Below are 23,805 nucleotides of genomic sequence, written 5' to 3' on the forward strand. Positions count from 1 at the left end.
TGCCCCGCAGGGAACTCGACGGACGCCGTGCATGGACATCGTCGAGCTCCTCTCCCAGTCTGTGGCACCGGATCTCCTCCGGCCCATCGGGTACAACCACTGTGCCCGGAGGACGAGTTGGATGCCACCGAATAAAACAACCGTACGAGCGCCGGGACCTGGCGGCGCTACCGGCGGCGCCACCTGCGGCGCCGTGCCTTGCTGAAGAACCAGCCCGCAGGCGGTTCGTCGGACCGCCAGGGCTGCGGCTCGGGCTCCTCCGCGCGCCAGCGTGCGGCCAGCATCCGGGACCGGGCGGACGGTTCGGCCGTCCCGGCGGCCCGTATGAAGTCCTCGTCCAGGACGAGGCCGTTCCAGACCTCGTCCTCGGACCGCTCGCGACCCCCGCTCACCGGATCGTCCTCCGCCATCGCGCCCTCCCAGCCCTGTCCGCTTCGCCCAGTGTTGCCGAGGCCCGGGTGAAGCCGCCGTCAAGAGCGACCGGCCCACCGCCCGGCGGGGCCGCTCACTCCTCGCCCGCGAGCTTCAGCGCCCGCAGCTTCTGTCCCGCGTACCAGGTGGCCAGCACGGTCACCACGACCAGCAGCACCGTCGCCGTGGTCAGTCCGACGTCGGAGGTGACGAGGTCGCCGCCGGCCACCTTGTGGGCGACGGCCAGCGACCACTGCTGGACGCTGAGCGTGCGCGCGCCCGGCACCAGGGAGCCGAACAGGGCCTCCCAGACGAGGGCGTAGACGAGGCCGAAGACCACCGCGTGCCGGGACACCGTGCCCAGCAGCAGGAAGACCGCCGCGTAGGCGATGGAGGAGACCAGCGCGGCCACGGTGTAGGCGACGGCGATCTGCTGGCCGTTGCCGTTGAGGATGAAACCGGCGATGAGCGTGGGCAGCGCGGAGAACACCATCGTCACCGCGATCGCCACGATCAACTTGGTGAAGATGATCGTCGGCCGCTTCAGCGGCTTGGACAGCAGGTACACCACGGAGCCGTCGTCGATCTCCGGGCCGATCGCGCCCGTGCCCGCGATGACGCCGATGATCGGCACCATGGTGGCGAGCGCGAGCCCGCCGAGCAGGTCGGACGCCGTCTGGTCGTCGGCGCCTGCGAGGCCGCGCACCACCACTGAGATGGCGATCAGCAGCAGGGGCAGGGCGCTCAGGATGAGGGCCCGGCGGCGGCCGAGCAGGGCTCGGTAGGTGAGCCGGGCGACTGTGGGGTCGTACATCTTTCGGCCTCCTACGCCGCGACGAGATACGAGAAGACGGACTCGAGGGACTCGTCGGACGGCGAGACCGTCAGCAACCGGATGCCGTGGTCCCTCGCGACCCTCGGCAACAGAGCGGTGAAGCGGCCGAAGTCGACGGCCTGGACACGCAACGCGCCCTCGGCGAGGTCGACTTCGATGCCGGATGTCGACGGGTCGGCGATCAGCGCGGCCGCGAGGGCGCGGTCGTCGCTGGAGCGCACGAGGTAGCGGTGCGGGCGGTCGGTCATCAGACGGCGGATCCTGCGGAAGTCACCGCTGGCCGCGTGCCGGCCCGCGACGACGACCTCGATGTGCCAGGCGAGTTGCTCGACCTCTTCGAGGATGTGCGAGGAGAACAGCACGGTGCGGCCCTCGTCGCCCATGCGGCGCAGCAGGTCCATGAGCTGCATGCGCTGGCGTGGGTCCATGCCGTTGAACGGCTCGTCGAGCAGGAGCAGCGACGGCTCGTGGACGAGGGCGCTGGCCATCTTCACGCGCTGCCGCATGCCCTTGGAGTACGTGGAGATCTTGCGGTCCTGCGCGTACTCCATCTCGACCGTGGTGAGCGCCTTCTGCGCGGCCTTGGCGCCCAGGCCGTGCAACTCGGCGTTTGCGACGACGAATTCGCGGCCGGTGAGGAAGTCGTACATCGCCTCGCGTTCGGGGACGATGCCGATGTGCTTGTAGATGGCCTCGTTGCGCCAGACCGGCTGTCCGTCGAGGGTGACCGTGCCGGTGGAAGGGGCCAGGAAGCCGCCCATCATGTTGATGAGGGTGGACTTCCCGGCGCCGTTGGGGCCGAGCAGGCCGGTGACGCCGGGGCCGATGGTCATGGTGATGTCGTTGACGGCGACCACGTTGCCGAACCAGCGGGAGACGTGGTCGATGCTGAGCGTGGTCACAGTCCGATCCTTCGGTAGCGGCGCAGCAGGAGGCCGTAGCTCGCGGCGATGAGGCCGAGGACGACGAGGACGTAGACGGCGCCCTCCCCGTGGGACGGGCCGATCGCGCCCGGGAAGGCGGAGGCGGCGCCCAGGAACGCGGACTGCACGCCGTCGATGAGGGTGACCGGCGAGAACAGGCCGATCCAGGGAATCGAGCCGGTGCTGTTCTGCGCGTCGGCGATGGCCTGGAGGGTGGAGACGGCGCCGTAGGAGATGGTCAGTACGGCGATGACGGCGGCGATGCCGAAGCCGCGCCGCGGGGTGACCGAGGCGATGACCAGGCCGAGGCCGGCGAAGAGCAGCGAGAGCAGTGCCACGGAGACGATTCCCTGAGCGAATCCCTTGGTCTGGTCGGCGAAGTCGAGCTTGGCCAGCAGCGCGCCGATGTACAGCACCAGCAGCGGGGCGGCGGTGAGCACGAAGAGCGCCGAGGCCAGCGCCGCGAACTTCGCGCGCACGTAGTCCGCGGTCTCGATGGGCCGCGAGAAGTACAGCGGCACGGTCTTGAAGCGCAGGTCGCGCGAGACGGACTGGGGCGCCTGCGAGGCGACGTAGAGGCTGATGACGGCCTGCATGATGATCGCGTAGCGCGTGTAGCCGACGGGTAGTTCGTTGGCCTTCGTGGCGACGGCGACGGCGACCATGATGGCCGCGGGCACACACATGACCACGAACAGCAGCATCGGCAGCACCTTGGACTTCACCGAGCGGCCGAGGCCGTAGGCGCCGCGCAGGGACTGCGAGTAGAGGGAGCGGCGGGCGTAGGCGCGGCCCAGGCGGGGTCCGTCGTAGCTGCGGTAGCCGATGTTGTGGATGCGGGTCTGGTCACCCGAGGGGGCGGTGACCGGGTGCTCAACTGCCATGGCCGACTGTCTCCTTCCGCTGCTGGTCGTTGCTGGTGTCGTTGTCCGTGAAGACCTCGGAGATGTGGTGCCTGCGCTGTTCCATGCGCACCAGGCCGAGGCCGAGGTCGGCGACCACGTCCCGGACGACGTCGTACGTGTCCTCGCTCTGCGCGGTCAGCAGCAGGACGTGGCCGGCGCCCGGCAGGCCGCTGTTCGCGTCCAGGACCTCCACCCCGCGCGCGTGCAGCGCCTCGCGGACCGCGCGGGTGCCGTCCGGGTGGGTGTCGGTGTCGGTGACCTCGATCGCGAGGGTGGCCGTGGTCTGGGTGAAGTCGGTGGTGGAGCTGGAGCGCAGGAGCTTGCCGCCGTCGACGACGACGACGTGGTCGCAGGTGCGCTCCAGTTCGCCCAGCAGATGAGAGGTGACCAGGACCGAGATGCCGAAGTCGGTGTGGATGCGGCGGATGAGCCCCAGCATCTCGTCCCGGCCGACCGGGTCGAGGCCGTTGGTCGGTTCGTCCAGGAAGACCAGCTGCGGGTCGTGGACGAGCGCCTGGGCGAGCTTCACGCGCTGCTTCATGCCGGTGGAGTAGCCGCCGATGGGGCGGTAGCGCTCTTCGTACAGACCGACGTGGCGCAGGGTGTCCGCGGTGCGCTCGCGTGCGGCGGTGGGCGGCAGGCCGGACATACGGGCCATGTGCACGACGAACTCGGTGGCCGAGACGTCGGGCGGCAGGCAGTCGTGCTCCGGCATGTAGCCGACCCGCTCGCGGATGGCGGCGCCCTTGCTCGCGACGTCGAGGCCGAGTACCTCGGCTCGGCCCTCCGTGGCGGGCGACAGACCCAGCAGGATCTTGATCAGTGTGGACTTGCCGGCCCCGTTGGCTCCGACGAGCCCGGTCACACCGGGCCCGACGTCCACGGAGAGCCGGTCAAGAGCGGTCACCCGGGGGAACCGCTTGCTCAGGCTTTCGGTCGCGATCACAGTCACGACATCGAAAGTAGTGACGCACGCCATGAAAATCGTCAGACCTCAGAGCCGTCTTCACCTCAACCCTCAGATGTACGGGACCGTAGGGGATGCCATGCCTGAGAGCTACGGGGTGCCGTCGGCGTGTTTCCACGGGAGCGAACCCGCCTATTGACGCTTCCTCTAACAACTGTCACATTCGGCGATGGACAGGTTACGGGCAGGTAGCTACCGACCGCAGGCCGAGCGGAGCGCCTTCCGGCAGGCTGGACGACGACCTGCCGCCGTCCGGCCCTGGGCGGAAGCTGGAACCGAAGCGGAAGGGAAGGCGGCCGGGTGGTGACGTTGCCGGAGGGCGTGCGTGAGCGGTGGGTACGGACCGGCGGGATCGAGCTGTGCGTGGCCGAACTGGGGGACCCCGGGCAACCGACGGTCGTCCTGGTGCACGGCTATCCGGACAGCAAGGAGGTGTGGTCCGAGGTCGTGTCCCGGCTGGCGGACCGCCACGGGCTGCATGTGGTGCTGTACGACGTCCGGGGGCACGGGCGTTCCGGCGCGCCGAAGCCACTGCGGGGCGGGTTCACCCTGGAGAAGCTCACGGACGACTTCCTGGCGGTCGTGGACGCGGTCAGCCCCGACCGGCCGGTGCATCTCGTGGGGCACGACTGGGGCTCCGTGCAGTCCTGGGAGTTCGTGACGGTCGAGCGCACCAGGGGCCGCATCGCGTCCTTCACCTCGATGTCCGGGCCGTCCCTCGACCACTTCGGCCACTGGATCAACAAGCGTCTGGCGAGGCCCACTCCGCGCCGGGTCGGCCAACTCCTGGGCCAGGGCGCCAGGTCCTGGTACGTGTACCTGCTGCACACCCCGGCTCTGCCCGAACTGGCTTGGCGCGGCCCGCTCGGCAGGCGCTGGCCGGGCATCCTGCGGCGGATCGAGAAGGTTCCCGCCGGCGACTACCCGACGCCGTCGCTGCCGTCGGACGCGGCCCACGGAGCCTGGCTGTACCGGGACAACGTACGGACCAGGCTGCGCCACCCGCGCCCCGACGCGCACGCGCACGCGCACGTGCCCGTGCAGCTCGTCACGCCTTCGGGGGACCGCTTCCTGTCCGAGCGTCTGTATGACGAACTGGAGCACTGGGTAACGCAGTTGACCCGGCGCACCCTTCCGGCCGGGCACTGGATCCCGCGCACCCGGCCCGACCGACTGGCCACCTGGATCGACGACTTCGTCGCGTCGGTCGAGAGCGAGCGGGCCGACGAGCCGGCGGGAACGAGCCGGGAGAGCAGCAGGGTCGAGCCGGTACGCGGGGCTGCCCGCAGCCGTTACGCCGAGCGCTTCGGTGGTCAACTGGTGCTGGTCACCGGGGCCGGGAGCGGCATCGGACGGGCCACGGCGTTCGCGTTCGCCGAGGCGGGTGCCCGTGTGATCGCCGTCGACCGGGACGCCGAGAGTGCGGCCCGCACCGCCGGGACGTCCCTCCTGAGGGGCGCGCCCGAAGCCTGGGCGGAGACGGTCGACGTCTCCGACGAGCAGGCGATGGAGAAGCTCGCGGCGAAGGTCCACGCGGAACACGGCGTGGTGGACGTGCTGGTGAACAACGCGGGCATCGGGTTGTCGGGCTCCTTCTTCGACACGACGCCGGAGGACTGGCGCAGGGTCCTGGACGTCAACCTGTGGGGTGTCATCCACGGTTGCCGTCTCTTCGGCCGGCAGATGGCCGACCGCGGACAGGGCGGCCACATCGTCAACACCGCCTCTGCTGCGGCCTACTTGCCGTCCAGGGCGCTGCCCGCGTACAGCACCTCCAAGGCGGCGGTCCTGATGCTGAGCGAGTGCCTGCGCGCGGAGCTGGCCGGCCAGGACATCGGCGTCACGGCGATATGCCCCGGCCTGGTGAACACCAACATCACCGCCACCGCGACCTTCGTGGGAGTGGACGCGCAGGAGGAGCGACGCCGCCAGAAGCGCTCCACGCGCGCGTACCGGATGCGCAACTACCCGCCGGAGAAGGTCGCGGACGCGATCCTGCGGGCGGTGGAGCGCAACGATGCGGTGGTCCGGGTCACCGCCGAGGCGCGCGCCGCGTATGCGCTTTCGCGTTACGTGCCAAGGGCGTTGAGGGCGCTGGCACGGGTGACACCGCCTCTGTGATCCGCCGTAGCCGTCGAACTGGCCTCCACTTATGCGTCTGTTATGGAACTGGGTTTTCAGGCAGGGGCGTTCAGTCTCCCTGCCGCAAGTCATCTGGATGTAGGCGATTTTGACGAAGAGGCCGAGGAGAGCGGCCAGTTGTCCACAGAAACGCCAACTGGCTTGTGGATAACCACAGTTGGCTGTGGATCAAACCTCCGTCGCAAAACAAAATGCGTGATACGCGTCTCTCGCGTCATGCTGAGCGGATGAACGAAATGGACAGGGACGAGAGACGCACCGTGAAGGTGTCGAAGTACCTCTCGAAGCACCTGCGGCACCAGCCCGAGCGCATCGGCCTCACTCTCGACGAGGCCGGCTGGGTGGAGATCGAAGAGCTGATCGCGGCGTCCGCCGAGCACGGCTTCCGCTTCACCCGGGACGAACTGGACCACGTAGTCGCCGCCAACGACAAGAAGCGCTTCGCGATCGACGGCACCCGGATCCGCGCCAGCCAGGGCCACAGCGTCGAGGTCGACCTCGGACTGCCCCCGGCGATCCCGCCGTCGTACCTCTACCACGGGACCGTGGCCCGCTACCTGGACGCGATCCGGACCGAGGGGCTGCGCCCCATGAACCGCCATGACGTGCACCTCTCATCCGACCGGGAGACCGCGAACAGGGTCGGAGCGCGCCGCGGCCGCCCAGTGGTCCTCGCCGTCGACGCGGAGGCCATGCACCGTGACGGCCACGTCTTCCACGTCAGCGCGAACGGGGTCTGGCTGACAAAGGCCGTACCGCCGCCGTACCTGCGCTTCCCGGAACGCCACTGAGGCGCGCCTTCGGCTGCCGCGTCCCGCCTCTGTTCGGCATGATCACAGGTATGGACCACCTCCACTCCACTGAGGCTGCCGTCAGCGCCCTCCGCGAGATCGCCGCCCATTACGGCCTCGAGATCGAGGTAACCCACGACATCGGCGCCGACCAGACCTCCCGCCGCACCTCGGCCGGTGTGGGCGTCACCACCGACCCGGACGGTTCGCTGCCGCACGAGGCCTATGTCGAACTCGGCGGCCGCCCCAGCGTGAACGTGCGGCTCTACCCCGACGACGACGCCCTGATCAGCGTCGACGGCGTCGAGTGCCCCGACATCGACCGCGACGACGTCCCTGCCTTTCTCCGCTCTCTCTACGACGGCCACGCCTGGGTGAAGGTCCGGCGCTTCCCGCCCGGCAACTTCCTGATGGTGCCGCTGCCGCAGGACCGAGTGCACAAGGAATTCATCCTCGTGGGCCTCAGCCCGTGGCTGGGCGGCCGCGCACGGTGACGGTTTCACGTGAACACGCTCGGCCGCATACGCTCGACGACATGAGCCTGCGCCTGAGCACCGTGATCCTCCCGTACCAGCGTTGGAACGAGGGAGGCCGTTCCGCCTGGACGCGGGCCGAGCAGCTCGGTTTCCACAGTGCGTACACCTATGACCACCTGTCCTGGCGCACGTTCCGCGACGGCCCGTGGTTCGGTGCGGTCCCGACGCTGACCGCTGCCGCGGCCGTCACCGACCGCCTGCGGTTGGGCACGCTGGTGACCTCGCCGAACTTCCGGCACCCGGTGACGCTCGCCAAGGAACTGATCTCCCTGGACGATGTCTCCGGTGGCCGGGTGACTCTGGGGATCGGCGCGGGCGGCACCGGCTTCGACGCCACCGCCCTCGGCCAGGAACCGTGGACCCCGCGCGAGCGGGCCGACCGCCTCGCCGAGTTCGTGCCGCTGCTGGACCGGCTGCTCACCGAGGACTGCGTGTCGTACGAGGGTGACTACTACTCGGCGCACGAGGCGCGGAACATCCCCGGCTGCGTCCAGCGCCCGCGGCTGCCGTTCGCGATCGCCGCGACCGGACCCCGCGGCCTGCGGCTCGCGGCACAGTACGGACAGGCGTGGGTGACCACGGGCGACCCCAAGCTGTACGAGGACGGCACCCCCGAGCAGTCGGATCAGGCCATTCGCGGCCAGGCCGAGAAGCTCGCCGACGCCTGCGCCGCGCGTGGGCGGGACGTGCAGGAGCTGGACAAGATCCTGCTCACCGGGTTCACCCCGGACCGCGGCCGTCCGCTGGAGTCCCTCGACGCCTTCGTCGACTTCGCAGGCCGGCACCGGGAGCTCGGCTTCACGGAGATCGTGGTCCACTGGCCCATCGCCGACTCCGTCTTCGCCGCGGACGAGAAGGTCTTCGAGCAGATCGCCATGGAGGCCCCGGCGCAACTGCGCTGACCTCGGCATCAGGTCATTCGCACCCTGCCGGTACCTCATGTGTACGGGCTGGCCCACGAGCGCGCGGGCATATGCAGGAGAATGGCCCGGTGACCTCAGCGACTCGACAGCCCGAGACCCCGGCCGCCGCCCTCCCGCCGCGGCTGATCGCCACCGATCTCGACGGCACTCTGCTGCGCGACGACAAGTCGGTGTCCCCGCGCACGGTCGCCGCCCTCGCCGCCGCCGAGGAGGCGGGCATCGAGGTCTTCTTCGTCACCGGCCGCCCGGCCCGCTGGATGGACGTGGTCAGTGACCACGTCCACGGACACGGCCTGGCGATCTGCGGCAACGGTGCCGCCGTGGTCGACCTGCACGGCGGCCCGGGCGCCCACCGGTTCGTGAAGGTGCGCGAGCTGGCGCGGGAGAACGCGCTGGACGCCGTACGGCTGCTGCGGGAGGCGGCGCCCGGGACCATGTACGCCATAGAGCAGACCTACGGCTTCTACCAGGAGCCGGAGTATCCCAAGATGCACTTGGAGATCCCCGACACCCTCGCACCGGCCGAGCGACTGCTGGCTCCGGACGCACCCGGAGCCGGCGAACCGGTACTGAAGATCCTCGCGTTCCACCCCACGATCGACCCGGACGCCTTCCTCACCCTCGCCCGGCTGGCCATCGGCGACCGCGCCAACGTCACTCGCTCCAGCCCCAGCGCCCTGTTGGAGATCAGCGGCCCCGAAGTCTCCAAGGCCAGCACACTCGCCCTGTGCTGCGCGGAACGCGGCATCTCCCACGAGGAGGTCGTCGCGTTCGGGGACATGCCGAACGACGTCGAGATGCTCACCTGGGCCGGCCGGTCGTACGCGATGGGCAACGCGCACCCGGACGTGCTCGCGGCGGCCTCGGGACAGACCGTCGCCAACAACGAGGACGGGGTCGCCGTCGTCATTGAGCGACTGCTCACCGAACGGCGGTAGCCCGCCGTCCGGAGAGGCGTCAGCCCTGGTCCCGCTCCACCGGCAGCCAGAGCTCGGCATCGGCCTCGGTCCCGTCCGCCGACGGGCGGGTGCGCAGAATCTCCGGACCGGGGCGTCCGCGGTACGGATTGGACGGGAACCACTGCGTGAACACGTCCCGCCACAGTTCCTGGATGGCCTGGGGCGCCGGCCCCGAGGTGGTGAAGACGGCCCAGGTGCCCGCCGGGACGGCCAGGGCGGTCGTGCCCTCGGGGGCGGTCGCGGACGTGATCACCCCTTGGTAGTAGTCGAGTTCGGTGCCCTCGGCCCGGCTCGGATCCAGGTCGTCGCAGACCGCCACGATGCCCTGCGGCTCCTGGTCCGACAGCTTCTCCAGGCGCTCCAGGGTCCGCGGGTCGATCCCGCGTACGAAGTCGATGATCGCCTGGTTCGGTCCCAAGTGCACCAAGGGCACCCGGGCCTTGAGGCCGGCGACGGTGAAGGCCGGCCGGTCCACTACGCGGTAGCGCATGCTGCTCCCTTCGACGGTGAGGCGGAAGGTCAACCGGGCTGTGAGACGAGCGCGGCGCCGGTGCGGCGGGCCTCGCCGGGCCCGACACCGTGCACGGCGCGGAAGGCCCGCGCGAACGCCTCGCCCGATCCATAGCCGTAGCGCACCGCGATCTCCAGCAGCGAGTCGGCCCCGGCGAGCACCTCGGCACCCGCGACGGTGAGCCGCCTGCGCCGGATGTACTCCGACAGGGGCATGCCCGCGAGCGCGGAGAACATCCGGCGCAGGTGGTACTCCGAGGTGGCCGCGCCGCGCGCCAGGACCGCCACGTCGATCGACCCGTCGAGGTGGCCCTCGATGTGATCCATGGCCTGGTTGAGCCGCTCCAGCACTCCGGGTCTCCTTCCGCTGTTGCGATCACCACGCTAGGCGGCAGCCATCCGGCGGACCCGACATCCTGTGCCCGATGAGGTCGGGTGGACGCGCAGAGCTTCAGCCGGCGGCTGCTCCGCATGCCGGGAGGCGTGGGGCAGGGCCTTCCGAAGGGCCGCGGCGAGGTCTATGACGCGGGTCGGATCGGGCTCGGCGGTCACCGCGCCCCCACCAGCAGCTCCGCGGCCTGCTCCCGCTCGGCCATCTCCCGCAACGGCCCCTCCTCGGCCACCAACGCCGCGTACGAACCCCGCTGCACGACCCGTCCCCCGTCCAGCACGACCACCTCGTCGACGGCCTCGAGACCGGCCAGCCGATGGGTGATGAGCAAGGTCGTACGGCCCTCGGTGGCGGCGAGCAGGTCCTCGGTGAGGGCGTCGGCGGTAGGGAGGTCCAGATGCTCGGCCGGCTCGTCGAGCACCAGGACGGGGAAGTCGGCGAGCAGTGCCCTGGCCAGCGCGAGCCGCTGCCGCTGTCCGCCGGACAGCCGGGCCCCGTGCTCGCCCACGAGCGTGTCGAGCCCGTCCGGCAGTCCGTCGGCCCACTCCAGCAGCCGCGCTCGCGCCAGCGCGTCCCGCAGCTCCTCCTCGCTCGCCCCCTTCTTCGCGAGCAGCAGGTTCTCGCGGACCGAGCTGTCGAAGAGGTGCGCGTCCTGCGCGCACAGCCCGACGAGCCGGCGTACGTCGTCACCGTCCAGGGCGTACGCGTCCACCCCGCCGACCGTGTACGAGCCCGCACCGGCGTCCAGGAAGCGCAACAGCACCTGCGCGAGCGTGGTCTTGCCGGAGCCGGAGGGTCCGACGACGGCGATCCGGCGGCCCTGCGTCAGGGTGAGGCCGACTCCGGTCAGTGCGTCCCTGTCCTGCCCGGCGTGCCGTGCGGCCAGCCCGCTCAGGACCAGCGGGAAGGGTGACGTGGGTGCCTGGCGCGGCTTCTCCGGCTCACGGACGGGCGCGGGGGAGTCCAGGACCTCGTACACCCGCTCCGCGCTCCTGCGCACCCGCTGGCGGTACTGCACGGCCAGGGGAAGACCCAGGACAGCCTCGAAGGCGGCCAGCGGGGTGAGCACGACCACCGCCATGGTCACGCCGCCCAGCCGTCCGCCGGCGACCGCCTGGGCGCCCACAAGGGCGGCTGCCGTCACGGTCAGTCCGGAGACGAGCGCGGTCAGCCCGTCCCCCAGGGCGGTGGCGGTCGCGGCGCGCGAGGCGATCCGGGTGAGTACGGAGTCGGCCGCCCGCACCCCCGCGGTACGGGCGGGCAGCGCTCCCGCGACGGTCAGTTCGGCGGTACCGCCGAGCAGGTCGGCCGTGCGGGTGGCCAGCACTCCCCGGGCCGGCGCGAGCCGGTGCTCGGCCCGGCGCGCCACGGCACCGGTGACCAGGGGAACGCCCACCCCGGCCGCCAGCAGCCCGGCGGCGAGCACCGCGCCGGCCTCGGGCAGCAGCCACGCCGTGAAGGCGACGGACCCGGCAGAGACGACGACGGCGGAACCTGCGGGCAGCAGCCAGCGCAGCCAGTAGTCCTGGAGGGCGTCCACGTCGGCGACCAACCGCGTCAACAGGTCGCCCCGACGGGCCGAGCGCAGTCCGGCGGGCGCCAGCCGCTCCAGCCGCCGGTAGACGGCGACCCGGGTGTCGGCCAGCATCCGCAGCACGACGTCGTGCGACACGAGCCGCTCCGCGTAACGGAAGACCGCCCGCCCGATACCGAAGGCGCGGGTCGCCGTCACGGCCACCATCAGGTACAGCACCGGCGGCTGCTGGGAGGCCCGCGAGATGAGCCATCCGGAGGTGGCCATGAGACCCACGGCACTGCCGAGCGCGAGGCTGCCGAGCAGCAGCGCGAGGGCGAGCCGGCCGCGTCGGGGACCGGCCATGGCGCGCACCCGGGCGAGGACGCCGCCGTCGGCCGCGACGGACCCCGTCCCGGACTCCCCGGCGGAGGGCAGGGCCGCCGCCGTCTCTTCCGGCGGGGCGGGAGCCTCCCTGGGCGTGGACTCCACGGGTGGGTGCGCCTCGGCCTCGGTCAGCCGCACCACGCGGTCCGCCACGGCCAGCAGGGCCGGCCGGTGCACGACCAACAGGACCGTCCGACCGGCCGCGAGGCGCCGCACGGCCGCCACCACCTCCGCCTCGGTCTCACCGTCGAGGGCTGCCGTCGGCTCGTCCAGCAGCAGCACGGGGCGGTCCGCCAGAAACGCCCTGGCCAGCGCCAGCCGCTGCCGCTGCCCTGCGGACAGCCCGGCACCGTCCTCGCCGAGCACGGTGTCGGCCCCGGCGGGCAGTGCCTCGACGAACTCCAGCGCCCCCGCGTCCGCCAGCGCCCGGCGTACGGCCGCGTCGTCGGCGCCGGGGCGCGCCAGCCGTACGTTTTCGTCGATCGTCCCTGCGTACAGGTGCGGGCGCTGCGGCACCCACGCGACCCGGGACCGCCACTGCTCCAGGTCAGCCGCCATGAGGTCGACTCCCCCGGCCAGCACCCGGCCATCGACCGGCCGCACGAACCCCAGCAGTGCGTTCAGCAGGGTCGACTTGCCCGCGCCGCTCGGTCCGACGAGCGCGACCGTCTCACCGGCTTCGACGGTGAACGACACGTTCCTGACGGCGTCGGCGGACCGTCCGGGGTAGCGCACGGTCACGTCCTCGAAGGTCAGCCCTCCCTCGGCCACCGGGACCCTGCCCGACTGCGGTGCCGGCGTCTCCAGCACCTCGAAGATCTCCTCGGCGGCGGCCAGCCCTTCGGCGGCCGCGTGATACTGCGCCCCGACCTGCCGCAGTGGGAGATACGCCTCGGGCGCGAGCACGAGAATCACCAGGCCGACGTACAGGTCCATCTCGCCGTGCACGAGCCGCATGCCGATCGTCACGGCCACCAGGGCAACCGAGAGCGTCGACAGCAACTCCAGCGCGAACGACGAGATGAAGGCGATCCGCAGTGTGCGCATGGTCGCCTGCCGGTACTCGCCGGTGATGCGCCGGATCGACTCGGCCTGCGCCTTGGCCCGGCCGAACACCTTGAGCGTGGGCAGCCCGGCGACGACGTCGAGGAAGTGTCCGGACAGCCGGGACAGCAGCCGCCACTGCCGGTCCATGCGCGACTGCGTGGCCCAGCCGATCAGCACCATGAAGACCGGGATCAGGGGCAGGGTGCCGACGATGATCGCGGCGGACACCCAGTCCTCGGTCACGATCCGCGCGAGCACCGCGACCGGTACGACCACCGCCAGCCCCAACTGCGGCAGGTAGCGGGAGAAGTAGTCGTCGAGGGCGTCCACGCCCCGCGTGGCGAGAGCGACCAGCGAACCGGTGCGCCGACCACTGAGCCAGTTCGGCCCCAGAGCGGTGGCCCGCTCCACCAGCCGCCGCCGCAGCTCCGACTTCACCGCGGCACTCGCGCGGTGCGCGGCGAGTTCGGTGAGCCAGGCGACCAGCGCACGGCCGACCGCCACGGCCACCAACAGAAGCAGCGGGGTGCGTAGTTCGGCGATGGACAGGCCGTCCTGGAAGGCGCCCACCACGGCCTCGGCGATGAGCATCGCCTGCGCGATGACCAGGACCGCTCCGACGACACCCAGGCCGACGATCGCCACCAGGAAGAGGCGGGTGGCGCGGGCGTACCGGAGGAGGCGCGGGTCGATCGGTTTCACGTGAAACACCCTCTTCTCAAAGAGCATGTTTCACGTGAAACACGCTCTCTCCTCAGGGGGTGTGTTTCACGTGAAACACACCCCGCATCGGACTCAGTGCGCGGCCTCGGCAATGTGCTGTGTACCGATCCGCTTGCGGAACACCCAGTACGTCCAACTCTGGTAGAGCAGCACGAGCGGCGTGGCGATCCCCGCACACCAGGTCATGATCTTCAGGGTGTACGGGCTCGACGAGGCGTTGGCGACCGTGAGGCTCCAGTTCTCGTTCAGCGTGGACGGCATGACGTTCGGAAAGAGCGTCAGGAAGAGCATCGCCACGGCGGCCACGATGGTGACGCCGGAGAGCGCGAACGACCATCCCTCACGCCCCGCCTGGTTCGCCACGAGCGCCGCGATCAGGGCCCCGACCGCCACGACCAGCGCGACCAGACTCTTGGCATCACCGCTGTCGATCTGCGTCCACAGCAGGAAGACCAGGGCGAGCACGGCGGTCACGAGCCCCACCTTCAGTGCCAGTTTCCGCGCCCGCTGCCGGATCTCACCGACGGTCTTGAGAGCCGTGAACACCGCTCCGTGGAAGGTGAACAGCGTCAGGGTCACCAGACCGCCGAGCAGCGCGTACGGGTTGAGCAGGTCCCAGACGTTGCCCACGTACTCGAAGTTCTGGTCGATCTTGACGCCCCCGACGATGTTGCCGAAGGCGACGCCCCAGAGGAACGCGGGAAGGAGCGAGGTCCAGAAGATCGCGGTCTCCCAGTTGCGCTGCCAGTTCTCCTCGGGCCGCTTCACCCGGTACTCGAAGGCGACGCCCCGCACGATCAGGCAGACCAGGATGAGCAGCAGGGGCAGATAGAAGCCGGAGAAGAGCGTGGCATACCACTCGGGGAAGGCGGCGAAGGTCGCACCGCCCGCCGTCAGCAGCCACACCTCGTTGCCGTCCCAGACGGGCCCGATGGTGTTGATGAGCACTCGCCGTTCGGGCCTGTCGCGGGCGAGCAGCCTGGTGAGGATGCCGACCCCGAAGTCGAAGCCCTCCAGGAAGAAGTAGCCGGTCCACAGGACGGCGATCAGGACGAACCAGACGTCGTGAAGTTCCATGACTGTGCAGCTCCCTCGGCCTAGTAGGAGAAGGCCATCGGCTTGTCGGCGTCCCGGGAGTCGCCGCCGATCTTCGTGGGCGGGTTGAGATCGGCCTCGGTGAGCTCGGGCGGGCCGGCCTTCACGTACTTGACCATCAGCTTGACCTCGATGACGGCGAGGATCGCGTAGAGCGCCGTAAAGACGATCATCGACGTGAGGATCTCGCCCTGGGAGACCCCGGGGGAGACCGCGTCACGGGTCTGGAGGACGCCGTAGACGGCCCAGGGCTGACGGCCCATCTCGGTGAATATCCAGCCCCAGGAGTTGGCGATCAGCGGGAAGCCCAGGGTCCAGATCGCCGCCAGCCAGTAGAGCTTGGTGAGCTTGGGGCTGAGCGCCTTGTTCCGGAACAGCACCACGTGCGGGACCTCGTCCTCGCCGACCCTCAGGTGCTGCGGCAGCAGGAACTTCTTGCGGGTGAGCCACAGGCCGGCCAGGCCGAGAGCGAAGGACGACATCCCGAAGCCGATCATCCAGCGGAAGCCCCAGTAGGCGACGGGGATGTTGGGCCGGTAGTCACCGGGACCGTACTTGTCCTGTTCGGCCTTGTTCACGTCGTTGATGCCCGGGACGTAGGAGCTGAAGTCGTCGTTCGCGAGGAAGGACAGCAGGCCCGGGATCTCGATGGCAACCTTGTTGTGCCCCTTCTCGACGTCTCCGTAGGCGAAGACCGAGAACGGCGCGGGCGCCTCGCCGTCCCACAGAGCCTCGGCGGCGGCCATCTTCATCGGCTGCTGCTTGAACATGACCTTGCCGAGGGTGTCACCGCTGATGGCGGTGAGCAGGCCGGCGATGACCACGGTGATCAGGCCCAGCCGCAGCGAGGTCTTCATCACCGGTATGTGCTTCTTGCGGTAGAGATGGAAGGCGGCGATGCCGACCATGAAGGCGCCACCGGTGAGGAAGGCCGCGGACATGGTGTGGAAGACCTGGCTGAGCGCGGTGTTCTGGGTCAGCACAGCCCAGAAGTCGGTGAGCTCGGCCCGGCCCTTCTCCTTGTTGATCCGGTAGCCGACGGGGTGCTGCATCCACGAGTTGGCCGCGAGGATGAAGTAGGCCGACAGGATGGTGCCGATCGAGACCATCCAGATGCAGGCCAGGTGGATCTTCTTCGGCAGCTTGTCCCAGCCGAAGATCCACAGGCCGATGAAGGTGGACTCGAAGAAGAAGGCGATCAGGGCCTCGAAGGCCAGCGGGGCACCGAAGACGTCACCGACGAAGCGTGAGTAGTCGGACCAGTTCATGCCGAACTGGAACTCCTGCACGATGCCGGTGACCACACCCATCGCGATGTTGATCAGGAAGAGCTTGCCCCAGAACTTCGTCGCCCTGAGGTACTTCTCGTTCTCCGTGCGCACCCAGGCGGTCTGCAGCCCGGCGGTGAGGGCCGCGAGGGAGATCGTCAGGGGCACGAAGAGGAAGTGGTAGACGGTGGTGATGCCGAACTGCCAGCGCGCCAGTGTCTCCGGCGCCAGAGCCAGGTCCACGTCGTCACTCCTTACCTCACGCTCGTGGATCACGCTTGTGAAAGCGTTCACATTCACAAGCAAGTATGCCGCACCGATTTTCGACAGGCGAAGGGGGGTCCCCGCTACCCGCGGGAACCCCCCTTTGACCGCCCTCGACCAGCGCAAACCGGTGCCGGCGCCTGGCTACAGCTCCTTGTGGAACCCTTCCGCGACCTTCAGGAAGATGTCGTTGGCCTCGTTCTCCCCGACCGTCACCCGCACGCCCTCGCCCGGGAACGGCCGCACCACGACGCCGGCCTGCTCGCACGCTGCGGCGAAGGAGACCGTGTGCTCGCCCAGCCGCAGCCATACGAAGTTGGCCTGGGTCTCGGGCACCGTCCAGCCCTGCGCACGCAGCCCCTCGACCACCCGGAGGCGCTCGCACACCAGGGAACCGACCCGGCCGAGCAGCGCGTCCTCGGCGCGCAGCGAGGCGATCGCGGCCTCCTGCGCGAGCTGGCTCACGCCGAACGGCACCGCCGTCTTGCGCAGCGCCTCCGCCACCGGCTCATGGGCGATGGCGAAGCCGACGCGCAAGCCGGCGAGGCCGTAGGCCTTGGAGAAGGTCCGCAGGACACAGACGTTGCGCCGCTTCCGGTACAGCTCCACGCCGTCCGGCACCTCGGGATCGCGGATGAACTCCCGGTACGCCTCGTCGAGCACGACCAGCACGTCACGCGGCACCCGGTCGAGGAACTGCTCGAGCTCCGCCCGCTTCACCACGGTGCCCGTGGGGTTGTTGGGGTTGCAGACGAAGATCAGCCGGGTCCGCTCGGTGATCGCGTCGGCCATCGCGTCAAGGTCGTGCACATCCCCCGCCGTGAGCGGCACCTGCACGGCCTTCGCGCCGTTGATCTGCGTGATGATCGGATAGGCCTCGAAGGACCGCCAGGCGTAGATCACCTCGTCGCCGGGGCCCGCCGTCGCCTGGACGAGCTGCTGGGCGACACCGACCGAACCGGTGCCCGTGGCCAGGTGGGAGGCGGGGACGCCGAACCGCTCGGACAGCTCGTTGATCAGAAGCGTGCAGGCCAGGTCCGGATAGCGGTTGAAGGACGCGGCCGCCGCCGTCACCGTCTCCATCACGCCGGGCAGCGGCGGATAGGGGTTCTCGTTGGAGGACAGCTTGTAGGCCACCGGACCACCGCCCGCGGCCGGCTTGCCCGGCTTGTAGGTGGGGATCCCCTCCAGCTCGGCGCGCAGCTTGGGGCTCGTCTCGCTCACCGCAGTCCTCCTCGTGACCACCACCGGCTTCAATACTGCTCACCTTATGAGGATTCGGCGCGGCTGCGTACAGGCGAGCAGGGGCCGCCGCTCCGAAACGGCGGGAGCTCCCCGACTTCTGCGGACGAAGCCGCACGAAGGCGTACGCGCCAGGGGGCGCGCTGCACATATATCTACGCGCCGGTAGTGCACTCCGTGGCGCGCATCGCTCGTGCAGGTGAGTTGAGACCTCTTCGAAACATCGGTGTCGCGACAGGCTCATCCGTGCCGACACGCCACGTCCTGGCATGAAAACCATCAACTGCCTTTACTTCCAAGGTAATTGACCCCTTTCAACCTTGCAGAAACGTGCCTGTCAACGCGTGCATATGCGTCCGCCCTACCCCACCTAATGAGCCCTACTATCGGCTCGCCATGACAGCAGCAGGGAAGCACCAGGTGAGCCGCGCGGAAACCTCACGCCGAGGCAGCCGGCCGGGCCGGGCGGGTATCAGGGACGTGGCCGCCGCCGCCGGAGTCTCCATCACGACCGTCTCCGACGCCCTCAACGGCAAGGGCAGGCTTCCGGACGCCACCCGCCGCCATGTCCGCGAGGTCGCCGACCGACTCGGCTACCGCCCCTCGGCGGCGGCCCGAACCCTCCGTACCGGCAAGTCGGGCCTCATCGGCCTGACCGTGACGACCTACGGGGATGAACCTTTCACCTTCACCGAATTCGCGTACTTCGCGGAGATGGCGCGCGCCGCCACGTCGGCCGCGCTGGCCCGCGGCTACGCGCTCGTGATCCTCCCCGCGACCTCACGCCACGACGTGTGGTCCAACGTCGCCCTGGACGGCACGGTCGTCATCGACCCCTCCGACCAGGATCCGGTGGTCAGCGAGCTCGTCCGGCAGGGTTTACCGGTCGTCTCCGACGGCCGCCCGGCCGGCTCGCTCCCGGTCACCGCGTGGGTGGACAACGACCATGAGGCCGCCGTCCTCGACATCCTCGACCACCTGGCCGACGCCGGCGCCCGCCGTATCGGCCTGCTCACAGGCACCACCACCGACACCTACACACACCTGTCGACCAGCGCGTACCTGCGGTGGTGCGAGCGGGTCGGCCAGGACCCGGTCTACGAGGCCTACCCCGCGCACGACCCGTGTGCGGGCGCCGTGGCCGCCGACCGGCTGCTGGCCCGCCCCGACCGCCCGGACGCCGTCTACGGACTGTTCGACCCCAACGGCACCGACCTGCTCGCCGCGGCCCGCCGCTACGGGCTGCGCGTCCCCGAGGACCTCCTGGTCGTGTGCTGCAGCGAGTCCGCGGTGTACGCCAACACCGAGCCGCCCGTCACGACCCTCTCGCTGAAGCCGCGCCGCATCGGCACGGCGGTGATCCAACTCCTCATCGACGCGATCGAGGGCGAAGAAACGGACCGTCCGGTCGAGCAGGTCATACCGACCGAGCTTTTCGTACGAACCTCTTCCCAACGACGCCCCCCTCGGACCACGGTCAGCCCGCCACGGGCGCCGGAGGAGAAGTAACCCGAGCCGCCGCTCGCCACGACCCCCGCCCATGCCATGGCGCGGATCGTCGGGAGCGGCGGCTCGCGGCTTGTGGCTCGCGCGGCTTTGCGCCTTGTGGCTCGCGCGGCTTGTGGCCACGGCTTGGGCGGCTTGCCCTGTCGTAGTTGCGGAGGGGGAGGATGCGATCCCCTCGTGGCGGCTGGGGCGGCCTGAAGGGGCGTGGGCGTCAACGCGAGTCGGCGGGAGTCACGTACGGGCGGTTTCCGGCGGCGCTGGGAGGCATCTGCCATCACCTTGAGACCAATCACCCCAGCGGACCCGGTCGCCCCGCTGGCCCCACGCGCTCCAGCCGTCTCGTCATCCTCCCGCGGCCCACCGAAATCACCCTTTCCGCGGTCGATGTCGTGGCCCGGCCCATCCGGCCGAGCAGACGACGGGGGCAGTGTGCGGGTGTCGCCAGGGCGTGCGCGGGGTGAGAGCGGACTGCCGAAGCCCGGCCCAATCGGGGCGAAAGCCGCGATGAACTGGAGCCTTGCTCCGATTCACCACCCCTGGGTCGTCACACGGCACGATCCGCATTCCTATGATGGGCGCACGGCACCGCGGGCCGCTGCGACCAGGCAGCCCGAAGGGTGCAGATGCGGCGCGATGGTGGAGGGGTCTGATGACTCAGGGGGCCGGTCAGGGACCCGAAGTGGAGCGTACGGCGACGTTGCGCGACTTCCGGGTGCCCGCGTACGTCAACGAGACCGGTCCGTACGACCACGGCACAGACCCCGGCAATGCCGTGCCGCCCCTCGTGGAGGAGCCGCTGGAGCATCCGGACGGCTACACGCCCACCCAGCGCGACCTGCCCGTCATCAACCGGCGCGGCGACACCCTTCAGGTGGCCGTGGACCCGGCGACCGCCCAGGCCCCGCTGCCCGCGGCCGGCCCGGGACCCCTGTTCGTCGTCGGTGACGTACACGGCTACCTCGACGAACTGGTGGCCGCACTCCAGGAGAAGGGCCTGGTCGACTCCGCCGCCAACTGGTGCGCGGGCACGGCCCGGCTGTGGTTCCTCGGCGACTTCACCGACCGTGGCCCGGACGGCATCGGGGTCATCGACCTCGTCATGCGGCTGTCCGCCGAAGCCGCCGCGGCCGGCGGATACTGCAAGGCCCTCATGGGCAACCACGAACTGCTGCTGCTCGGCGCCAAGCGCTTCGGTGACACGCCCGTCAACTCCGGCGCGGGCACCGCCACCTTCCAGGCGGCCTGGCTGCTGAACGGCGGCCAGAAGTACGACATGGACCGTCTCCAGGACCACCACCTGCAGTGGATGGCCCGCCTCGACGCCGTCGAGGAGGTCGACGGCCATCTGCTCGTCCACTCCGACACCACCGCCTACCTCGACTACGGCGACTCGATCGAGGCGGTCAACGACACCGTCCGCGAGACGATCACGCGCAACGACGCGGACGAGGTGTGGGACCTGTTCCGCAAGTTCACCAAGCGCTTCTCCTTCCGCGACGAGGGCGGCGCCGACGCCGTGCGCTCCCTGCTCGATACGTACGGCGGCACCCGTATCGTTCACGGCCACAGCCCGATTCCCTACCTGCTGGGCGAAGTCGGCTCCGAAGAGGGCGAAGACAGTGGCGGTCCGCACGTCGAGGGACCGCACCTCTACGCGGACGGGCTGGCCATCGCGATGGACGGCGGCGTGACGATGGCCGGAAAGCTGCTGGTCCAGCAACTGCCCCTGGAAGTCTGAGCGTTCCCGGGGCAGAAGTTCCCCACTTCGGACCGGTCGGCGACACCGCAGGCCAGGGGCCAATTTCGGCAAACCCCCTGTCACCCCATGCCGTCGCCGCTCTACCATCGGGTTATCCGTAGCAGGCTCCCCTCCGTTTCTGCCCGACGGCTCGTTGGCATGCGAGCCCCAAGCCCTACGGAGCATCGGGGGATGCAGATGAACAGCGTTCCGCAGCACCTGAACAGCGAGGACCGCCAGGAGTACGAGCGGATCCTCGACGAGGCGCTGCGCTCCGCCCCACACCACCCGGAACTGGCTGCTGTCGGACAGCGGCTCAACCCCGAACAACTGCGCACCATGGCGCTCAACGCCTCCGCGCTCATCACGGTGGCCGCGGCGGCCGAGTACCAGCACTACGTCAAGGTCCGCGAGGAACTGCGCCACCCCGCGCCGTCCACGCCTTCGTCCACGTCCGAGACGGGCTCCGCGGAGCCCGGCGCGGCCGCGCTGGGGCTCGCCACCACCGTGGGGGAGGCGGCCCAGGCCGCCGAAGCCGCCGGGGCGGGCGCCGTCGCCGCCGTCCTCACCCCCGTTCTCGCCGGGACCGCCGCGATGATCTTCCTGCTCGTCGGCTACATACTCAGGGTGCTCGACCCCGAGCAGGCGTTCGCCCGGACCATGCTCGCCGCCGGCTGGACGTTCGGGGCCGTGGCCGTGGCCGCGATCCTTGTCGCCACCGTCGCGCTGCTGCTCACCGCCCTGCGCAACCGGCCCTCCCTGGAGGCCGGACCGTACAGCGAACTGAGCGAGGAGGTCGACCAGGCCAGGGAAGCCTGGCGAGAAGCCCTGCTGGAACGCGGCATCCTGCCGTTCCTCCGGGAGGCCCTCGCCGATCCCGGCACGGCGACCGCCCTGCACACCGACCCCACCCCACCGGCTCCCACCGGCCGCCTCCCGAAGATCGGCTATGACCGTCCGGGCTTCAGCAGCCCGGACGACGGCCGCTCGACAGGCCCGCGCCCGAGCTTCAGCAGTCCGGACTACACCAGCCCGGACTTCGGCGGCCCGGAGCACCAGCCGGAATAGGCACTCGGCTTGCGCCCCCGTCGACCCCGCCGGGACAGCGCAAGCCGTACGCCGTACGGCCTCGCTGTACGGCGTACGCCCACGCCGGGTGGCCTGGGTGCCAGTGCTGCGCTGTGCTGCTCGGAGTCACGGGATGGGTCGTGGTGGGCCGCCGTGCGGCTGTGGTTGTACGCCGGTCAGAGGATTCCTGCCCGGCCCGCTGCAGTGATCCAACTGGGGAACTCCGACAGCAGCCGGTCGTAGAGCTCCTGGTCCGGGACGGTGGTGATGTCGTCCACGGAGAAGAACCCCACGTTGTCGACGCGGCGCCCAGGAAGCGTGTCGAACCGTTCCAGGACTCCGTAGTCGGACCGGCCGAGCCCCACGAACTGCCAGAAGATCGGCTCCTCGACCGCCGCCCGCAGCTCCCGCTCGATCGCCGCGTCGCGGTGGACCCCTCCGTCGGAGAAGAACAGCACCAGCGTGGGAGCGGCCGTCGGATTCTCCCTCACATATGTTCTGACCTGGGCAATCGCCTTCTGCTCCTCGTTCTGGATGCCGACCGTGCGCATGTCGACCTGCCCGGGTTCCATCCCCTTGCGGGGCTTCCTGCTGCGCCGGAACAGACTGATCTCGCCCACCCGCACATGCAGCCGCAGCCAATCGGGGAGCTCGCCCAGCCGCAGGTCGGGGAGGCGCGCGGCCTCGCTGGCGAACGTCCAGGCCTGCATCTCTCCGTCGTCGTCGAGTTGGGCCGCCACCGCCGCCATACGCTCCACGACGTCCGCCACCACTCCGCGCGAGTACAGGAACGACATGGACCCGGAGGCGTCGAGGACGAGCACCACGCGCGCGCTGATCCCCACCGCTCCGCGCTTGCTCAGGCTGACGGCCACCTGCTCCTTGCGCAGAGACAGCCGCTTGCGCATGTCGACAGGCAGCTGCTCCTCCCCCTTGGACGGACGGGGACCGGACGGTCGGCTGATCGCAGGTGGGGTGACGGGCGGTGGAGTGATCGGGGGTGGGGCGATGGTGGGCCGGGTGGGTGGCGGTGGCGCCGATGGGGCGCGCGTGGATGTGTACGGTGGGGTGCCCGGCGGCGGGGTGAGAGGCGGTTGGTTCCGTGGCACGGTCGCCTCCTCCGGCCCTTCGTCGACCGTGATCCCGAAATCCGTGGCGACCCCGGCCAGCCCTGAGGCGTATCCCTGCCCGACGGCCCGGAACTTCCAGCGCCCCTCGCGCAGGTACAGCTCACCGGCGATGAACGCCGTCTCCGTATCGGCCCGCATCTCGAAGCGCGCCACTTCGGAGCGTCCGCCCGTGCCGAGCAGTCTCAGCGTCAGACCCCTCACCTGACCGAAGGTGCCGCCGTCGGCCGACGCGCACACCACCACACGCGTGATCGCGCCTTCCAGCGAGCGGAGGTCCACCTGGACCGTGTCGGTCGCGACGCCGGCATCGCTCCGCTTGCCGAGGTGTCGCACGGCGCCGGACGCGTGCAGCGGCTGGTTGTAGAAGACGAAGTCCCCGTCGTCACGAACCCGTCCGTCCTGGGCCAGCAGCAGCGCCGAGGCATCGATGTCCGGTCCGTCGACCTCCTCGGCCCAGCTGAGTTCGACCAGTACGCCCGGCACGTCGACCGGCAGATTGGCACCCTTGCTCATGGATCGCGCTGTCATGGA

General features: G+C 70.1%; 18 protein-coding genes and 1 pseudogene. 8 read left to right on the forward strand and 11 right to left on the reverse strand.

Annotation, left to right across the window (positions count from 1 at the left end; genetic code table 11):
• Nucleotides 1-167 precede the first annotated feature (167 nt).
• The 5 genes from ACFWBB_RS03175 to ACFWBB_RS03195 form a co-directional block, all read right to left on the reverse strand.
• A complete protein-coding gene (locus tag ACFWBB_RS03175; protein ID WP_385266212.1) occupies nucleotides 168-410 on the reverse strand; it encodes a hypothetical protein in 243 nt (80 codons plus the stop codon).
• 95 nt (nucleotides 411-505) lie between these two features.
• Nucleotides 506-1,225, reverse strand: a complete 720-nt coding sequence (locus ACFWBB_RS03180; protein ID WP_385266215.1) for an ABC transporter permease subunit — start codon at nucleotides 1,223-1,225, stop codon at nucleotides 506-508.
• A gap of 11 nt (nucleotides 1,226-1,236) precedes the next feature.
• The gene (locus tag ACFWBB_RS03185; protein ID WP_385266217.1) at nucleotides 1,237-2,148 is read right to left on the reverse strand and encodes an ABC transporter ATP-binding protein; all 912 of its coding nucleotides are present in this window, start codon (nucleotides 2,146-2,148) and stop codon (nucleotides 1,237-1,239) included.
• Nucleotides 2,145-3,053, reverse strand: a complete 909-nt coding sequence (locus ACFWBB_RS03190) for an ABC transporter permease (RefSeq protein WP_385266220.1) — start codon at nucleotides 3,051-3,053, stop codon at nucleotides 2,145-2,147. The genes ACFWBB_RS03185 and ACFWBB_RS03190 overlap by 4 nt, the downstream gene beginning before the upstream one ends.
• Nucleotides 3,043-4,020 (reverse strand): ABC transporter ATP-binding protein, encoded by a 978-nt coding sequence (locus ACFWBB_RS03195; protein WP_385266441.1) that lies wholly within the window; start codon nucleotides 4,018-4,020, stop codon nucleotides 3,043-3,045. The genes ACFWBB_RS03190 and ACFWBB_RS03195 overlap by 11 nt, the downstream gene beginning before the upstream one ends.
• Nucleotides 4,021-4,344: 324 nt before the next feature.
• Here ACFWBB_RS03195 and ACFWBB_RS03200 point away from each other — a divergent pair, with 324 nt between their 5' ends.
• The 5 genes from ACFWBB_RS03200 (at nucleotide 4,345) to ACFWBB_RS03220 (ending at nucleotide 9,371) form a co-directional block, all read left to right on the forward strand.
• Nucleotides 4,345-6,162 (forward strand): SDR family oxidoreductase, encoded by a 1,818-nt coding sequence (locus tag ACFWBB_RS03200; protein ID WP_385266223.1) that lies wholly within the window; start codon nucleotides 4,345-4,347, stop codon nucleotides 6,160-6,162.
• Between the two features lie 248 nt (nucleotides 6,163-6,410).
• Nucleotides 6,411-6,974 (forward strand): RNA 2'-phosphotransferase, encoded by a 564-nt coding sequence (locus ACFWBB_RS03205; RefSeq protein WP_385266226.1) that lies wholly within the window; start codon nucleotides 6,411-6,413, stop codon nucleotides 6,972-6,974.
• Nucleotides 6,975-7,024: 50 nt separating this feature from the next.
• A complete protein-coding gene (locus tag ACFWBB_RS03210) occupies nucleotides 7,025-7,468 on the forward strand; it encodes a hypothetical protein (RefSeq protein WP_385266228.1) in 444 nt (147 codons plus the stop codon).
• A gap of 41 nt (nucleotides 7,469-7,509) precedes the next feature.
• On the forward strand, nucleotides 7,510-8,412 hold the full coding sequence (locus ACFWBB_RS03215; protein WP_385266231.1) for an LLM class flavin-dependent oxidoreductase: 903 nt from the start codon (nucleotides 7,510-7,512) through the stop codon (nucleotides 8,410-8,412).
• Nucleotides 8,413-8,483: 71 nt separating this feature from the next.
• Nucleotides 8,484-9,371, forward strand: coding sequence for an HAD hydrolase family protein (locus tag ACFWBB_RS03220; protein ID WP_385266233.1), 888 nt, complete (start codon nucleotides 8,484-8,486; stop codon nucleotides 9,369-9,371).
• 19 nt (nucleotides 9,372-9,390) lie between these two features.
• On the opposite strand, the pseudogene ACFWBB_RS03225 reads toward ACFWBB_RS03220, so the two are convergent.
• From ACFWBB_RS03225 to hisC, 5 genes and pseudogenes are all read right to left on the reverse strand, one after another.
• Nucleotides 9,391-10,253, reverse strand: a pseudogene (locus tag ACFWBB_RS03225) (GyrI-like domain-containing protein).
• 197 nt (nucleotides 10,254-10,450) lie between these two features.
• Nucleotides 10,451-13,942, reverse strand: a complete 3,492-nt coding sequence (cydD, locus tag ACFWBB_RS03230) for a thiol reductant ABC exporter subunit CydD (protein ID WP_385266236.1) — start codon at nucleotides 13,940-13,942, stop codon at nucleotides 10,451-10,453.
• 93 nt (nucleotides 13,943-14,035) lie between these two features.
• Entirely contained in the window at nucleotides 14,036-15,040 is a 1,005-nt protein-coding gene (cydB, locus tag ACFWBB_RS03235; protein ID WP_385266238.1) for a cytochrome d ubiquinol oxidase subunit II, read from the reverse strand.
• A 20-nt stretch (nucleotides 15,041-15,060) separates the two neighbouring features.
• Nucleotides 15,061-16,569 carry a cytochrome ubiquinol oxidase subunit I gene (locus tag ACFWBB_RS03240; protein WP_385266240.1) on the reverse strand — a complete coding sequence of 503 codons (1,509 nt, stop codon included), beginning with the start codon at nucleotides 16,567-16,569 and terminating at the stop codon, nucleotides 15,061-15,063.
• Between the two features lie 165 nt (nucleotides 16,570-16,734).
• Nucleotides 16,735-17,814 (reverse strand): histidinol-phosphate transaminase, encoded by a 1,080-nt coding sequence (gene hisC, locus ACFWBB_RS03245; RefSeq protein WP_385266242.1) that lies wholly within the window; start codon nucleotides 17,812-17,814, stop codon nucleotides 16,735-16,737.
• Nucleotides 17,815-18,228: 414 nt separating this feature from the next.
• Between hisC and ACFWBB_RS03250 the strand changes: the two genes are divergently transcribed.
• The 3 genes from ACFWBB_RS03250 (at nucleotide 18,229) to ACFWBB_RS03260 (ending at nucleotide 22,144) form a co-directional block, all read left to right on the forward strand.
• On the forward strand, nucleotides 18,229-19,341 hold the full coding sequence (locus tag ACFWBB_RS03250; protein WP_385266245.1) for a LacI family DNA-binding transcriptional regulator: 1,113 nt from the start codon (nucleotides 18,229-18,231) through the stop codon (nucleotides 19,339-19,341).
• 646 nt (nucleotides 19,342-19,987) lie between these two features.
• Nucleotides 19,988-21,076, forward strand: coding sequence for a metallophosphoesterase (locus tag ACFWBB_RS03255; RefSeq protein WP_385266247.1), 1,089 nt, complete (start codon nucleotides 19,988-19,990; stop codon nucleotides 21,074-21,076).
• 192 nt (nucleotides 21,077-21,268) lie between these two features.
• On the forward strand, nucleotides 21,269-22,144 hold the full coding sequence (locus ACFWBB_RS03260) for a hypothetical protein (RefSeq protein ID WP_385266249.1): 876 nt from the start codon (nucleotides 21,269-21,271) through the stop codon (nucleotides 22,142-22,144).
• Nucleotides 22,145-22,320: 176 nt separating this feature from the next.
• On the opposite strand, the gene ACFWBB_RS03265 is transcribed toward ACFWBB_RS03260, so the two are convergent.
• On the reverse strand, nucleotides 22,321-23,802 hold the full coding sequence (locus ACFWBB_RS03265) for a VWA domain-containing protein (RefSeq protein WP_385266251.1): 1,482 nt from the start codon (nucleotides 23,800-23,802) through the stop codon (nucleotides 22,321-22,323).
• Nucleotides 23,803-23,805: the final 3 nt, after the last annotated feature.

The sequence above is a fragment of the Streptomyces sp. NPDC060000 genome (assembly GCF_042737375.1).
GTDB lineage: Bacteria > Actinomycetota > Actinomycetes > Streptomycetales > Streptomycetaceae > Streptomyces.

Excerpts from the sequence above, each read along its gene's own strand:
- ACFWBB_RS03175 (WP_385266212.1), bottom strand. The coding sequence starts at position 410 with ATGGCGGAGGACGATCCGGTGAGCGGGGGTCGCGAGCGGTCCGAGGAC.
- ACFWBB_RS03180 (WP_385266215.1), bottom strand. The coding sequence starts at position 1,225 with ATGTACGACCCCACAGTCGCCCGGCTCACCTACCGAGCCCTGCTCGGC.
- ACFWBB_RS03190 (WP_385266220.1), bottom strand. The coding sequence starts at position 3,053 with ATGGCAGTTGAGCACCCGGTCACCGCCCCCTCGGGTGACCAGACCCGC.
- ACFWBB_RS03205 (WP_385266226.1), top strand. The coding sequence starts at position 6,411 with ATGAACGAAATGGACAGGGACGAGAGACGCACCGTGAAGGTGTCGAAG.
- ACFWBB_RS03210 (WP_385266228.1), top strand. The coding sequence starts at position 7,025 with ATGGACCACCTCCACTCCACTGAGGCTGCCGTCAGCGCCCTCCGCGAG.
- ACFWBB_RS03215 (WP_385266231.1), top strand. The coding sequence starts at position 7,510 with ATGAGCCTGCGCCTGAGCACCGTGATCCTCCCGTACCAGCGTTGGAAC.
- ACFWBB_RS03220 (WP_385266233.1), top strand. The coding sequence starts at position 8,484 with ATGCAGGAGAATGGCCCGGTGACCTCAGCGACTCGACAGCCCGAGACC.
- cydB (WP_385266238.1), bottom strand. The coding sequence starts at position 15,040 with ATGGAACTTCACGACGTCTGGTTCGTCCTGATCGCCGTCCTGTGGACC.
- ACFWBB_RS03250 (WP_385266245.1), top strand. The coding sequence starts at position 18,229 with ATGACAGCAGCAGGGAAGCACCAGGTGAGCCGCGCGGAAACCTCACGC.
- ACFWBB_RS03255 (WP_385266247.1), top strand. The coding sequence starts at position 19,988 with ATGACTCAGGGGGCCGGTCAGGGACCCGAAGTGGAGCGTACGGCGACG.
- ACFWBB_RS03260 (WP_385266249.1), top strand. The coding sequence starts at position 21,269 with ATGCAGATGAACAGCGTTCCGCAGCACCTGAACAGCGAGGACCGCCAG.
- ACFWBB_RS03265 (WP_385266251.1), bottom strand. The coding sequence starts at position 23,802 with ATGACAGCGCGATCCATGAGCAAGGGTGCCAATCTGCCGGTCGACGTG.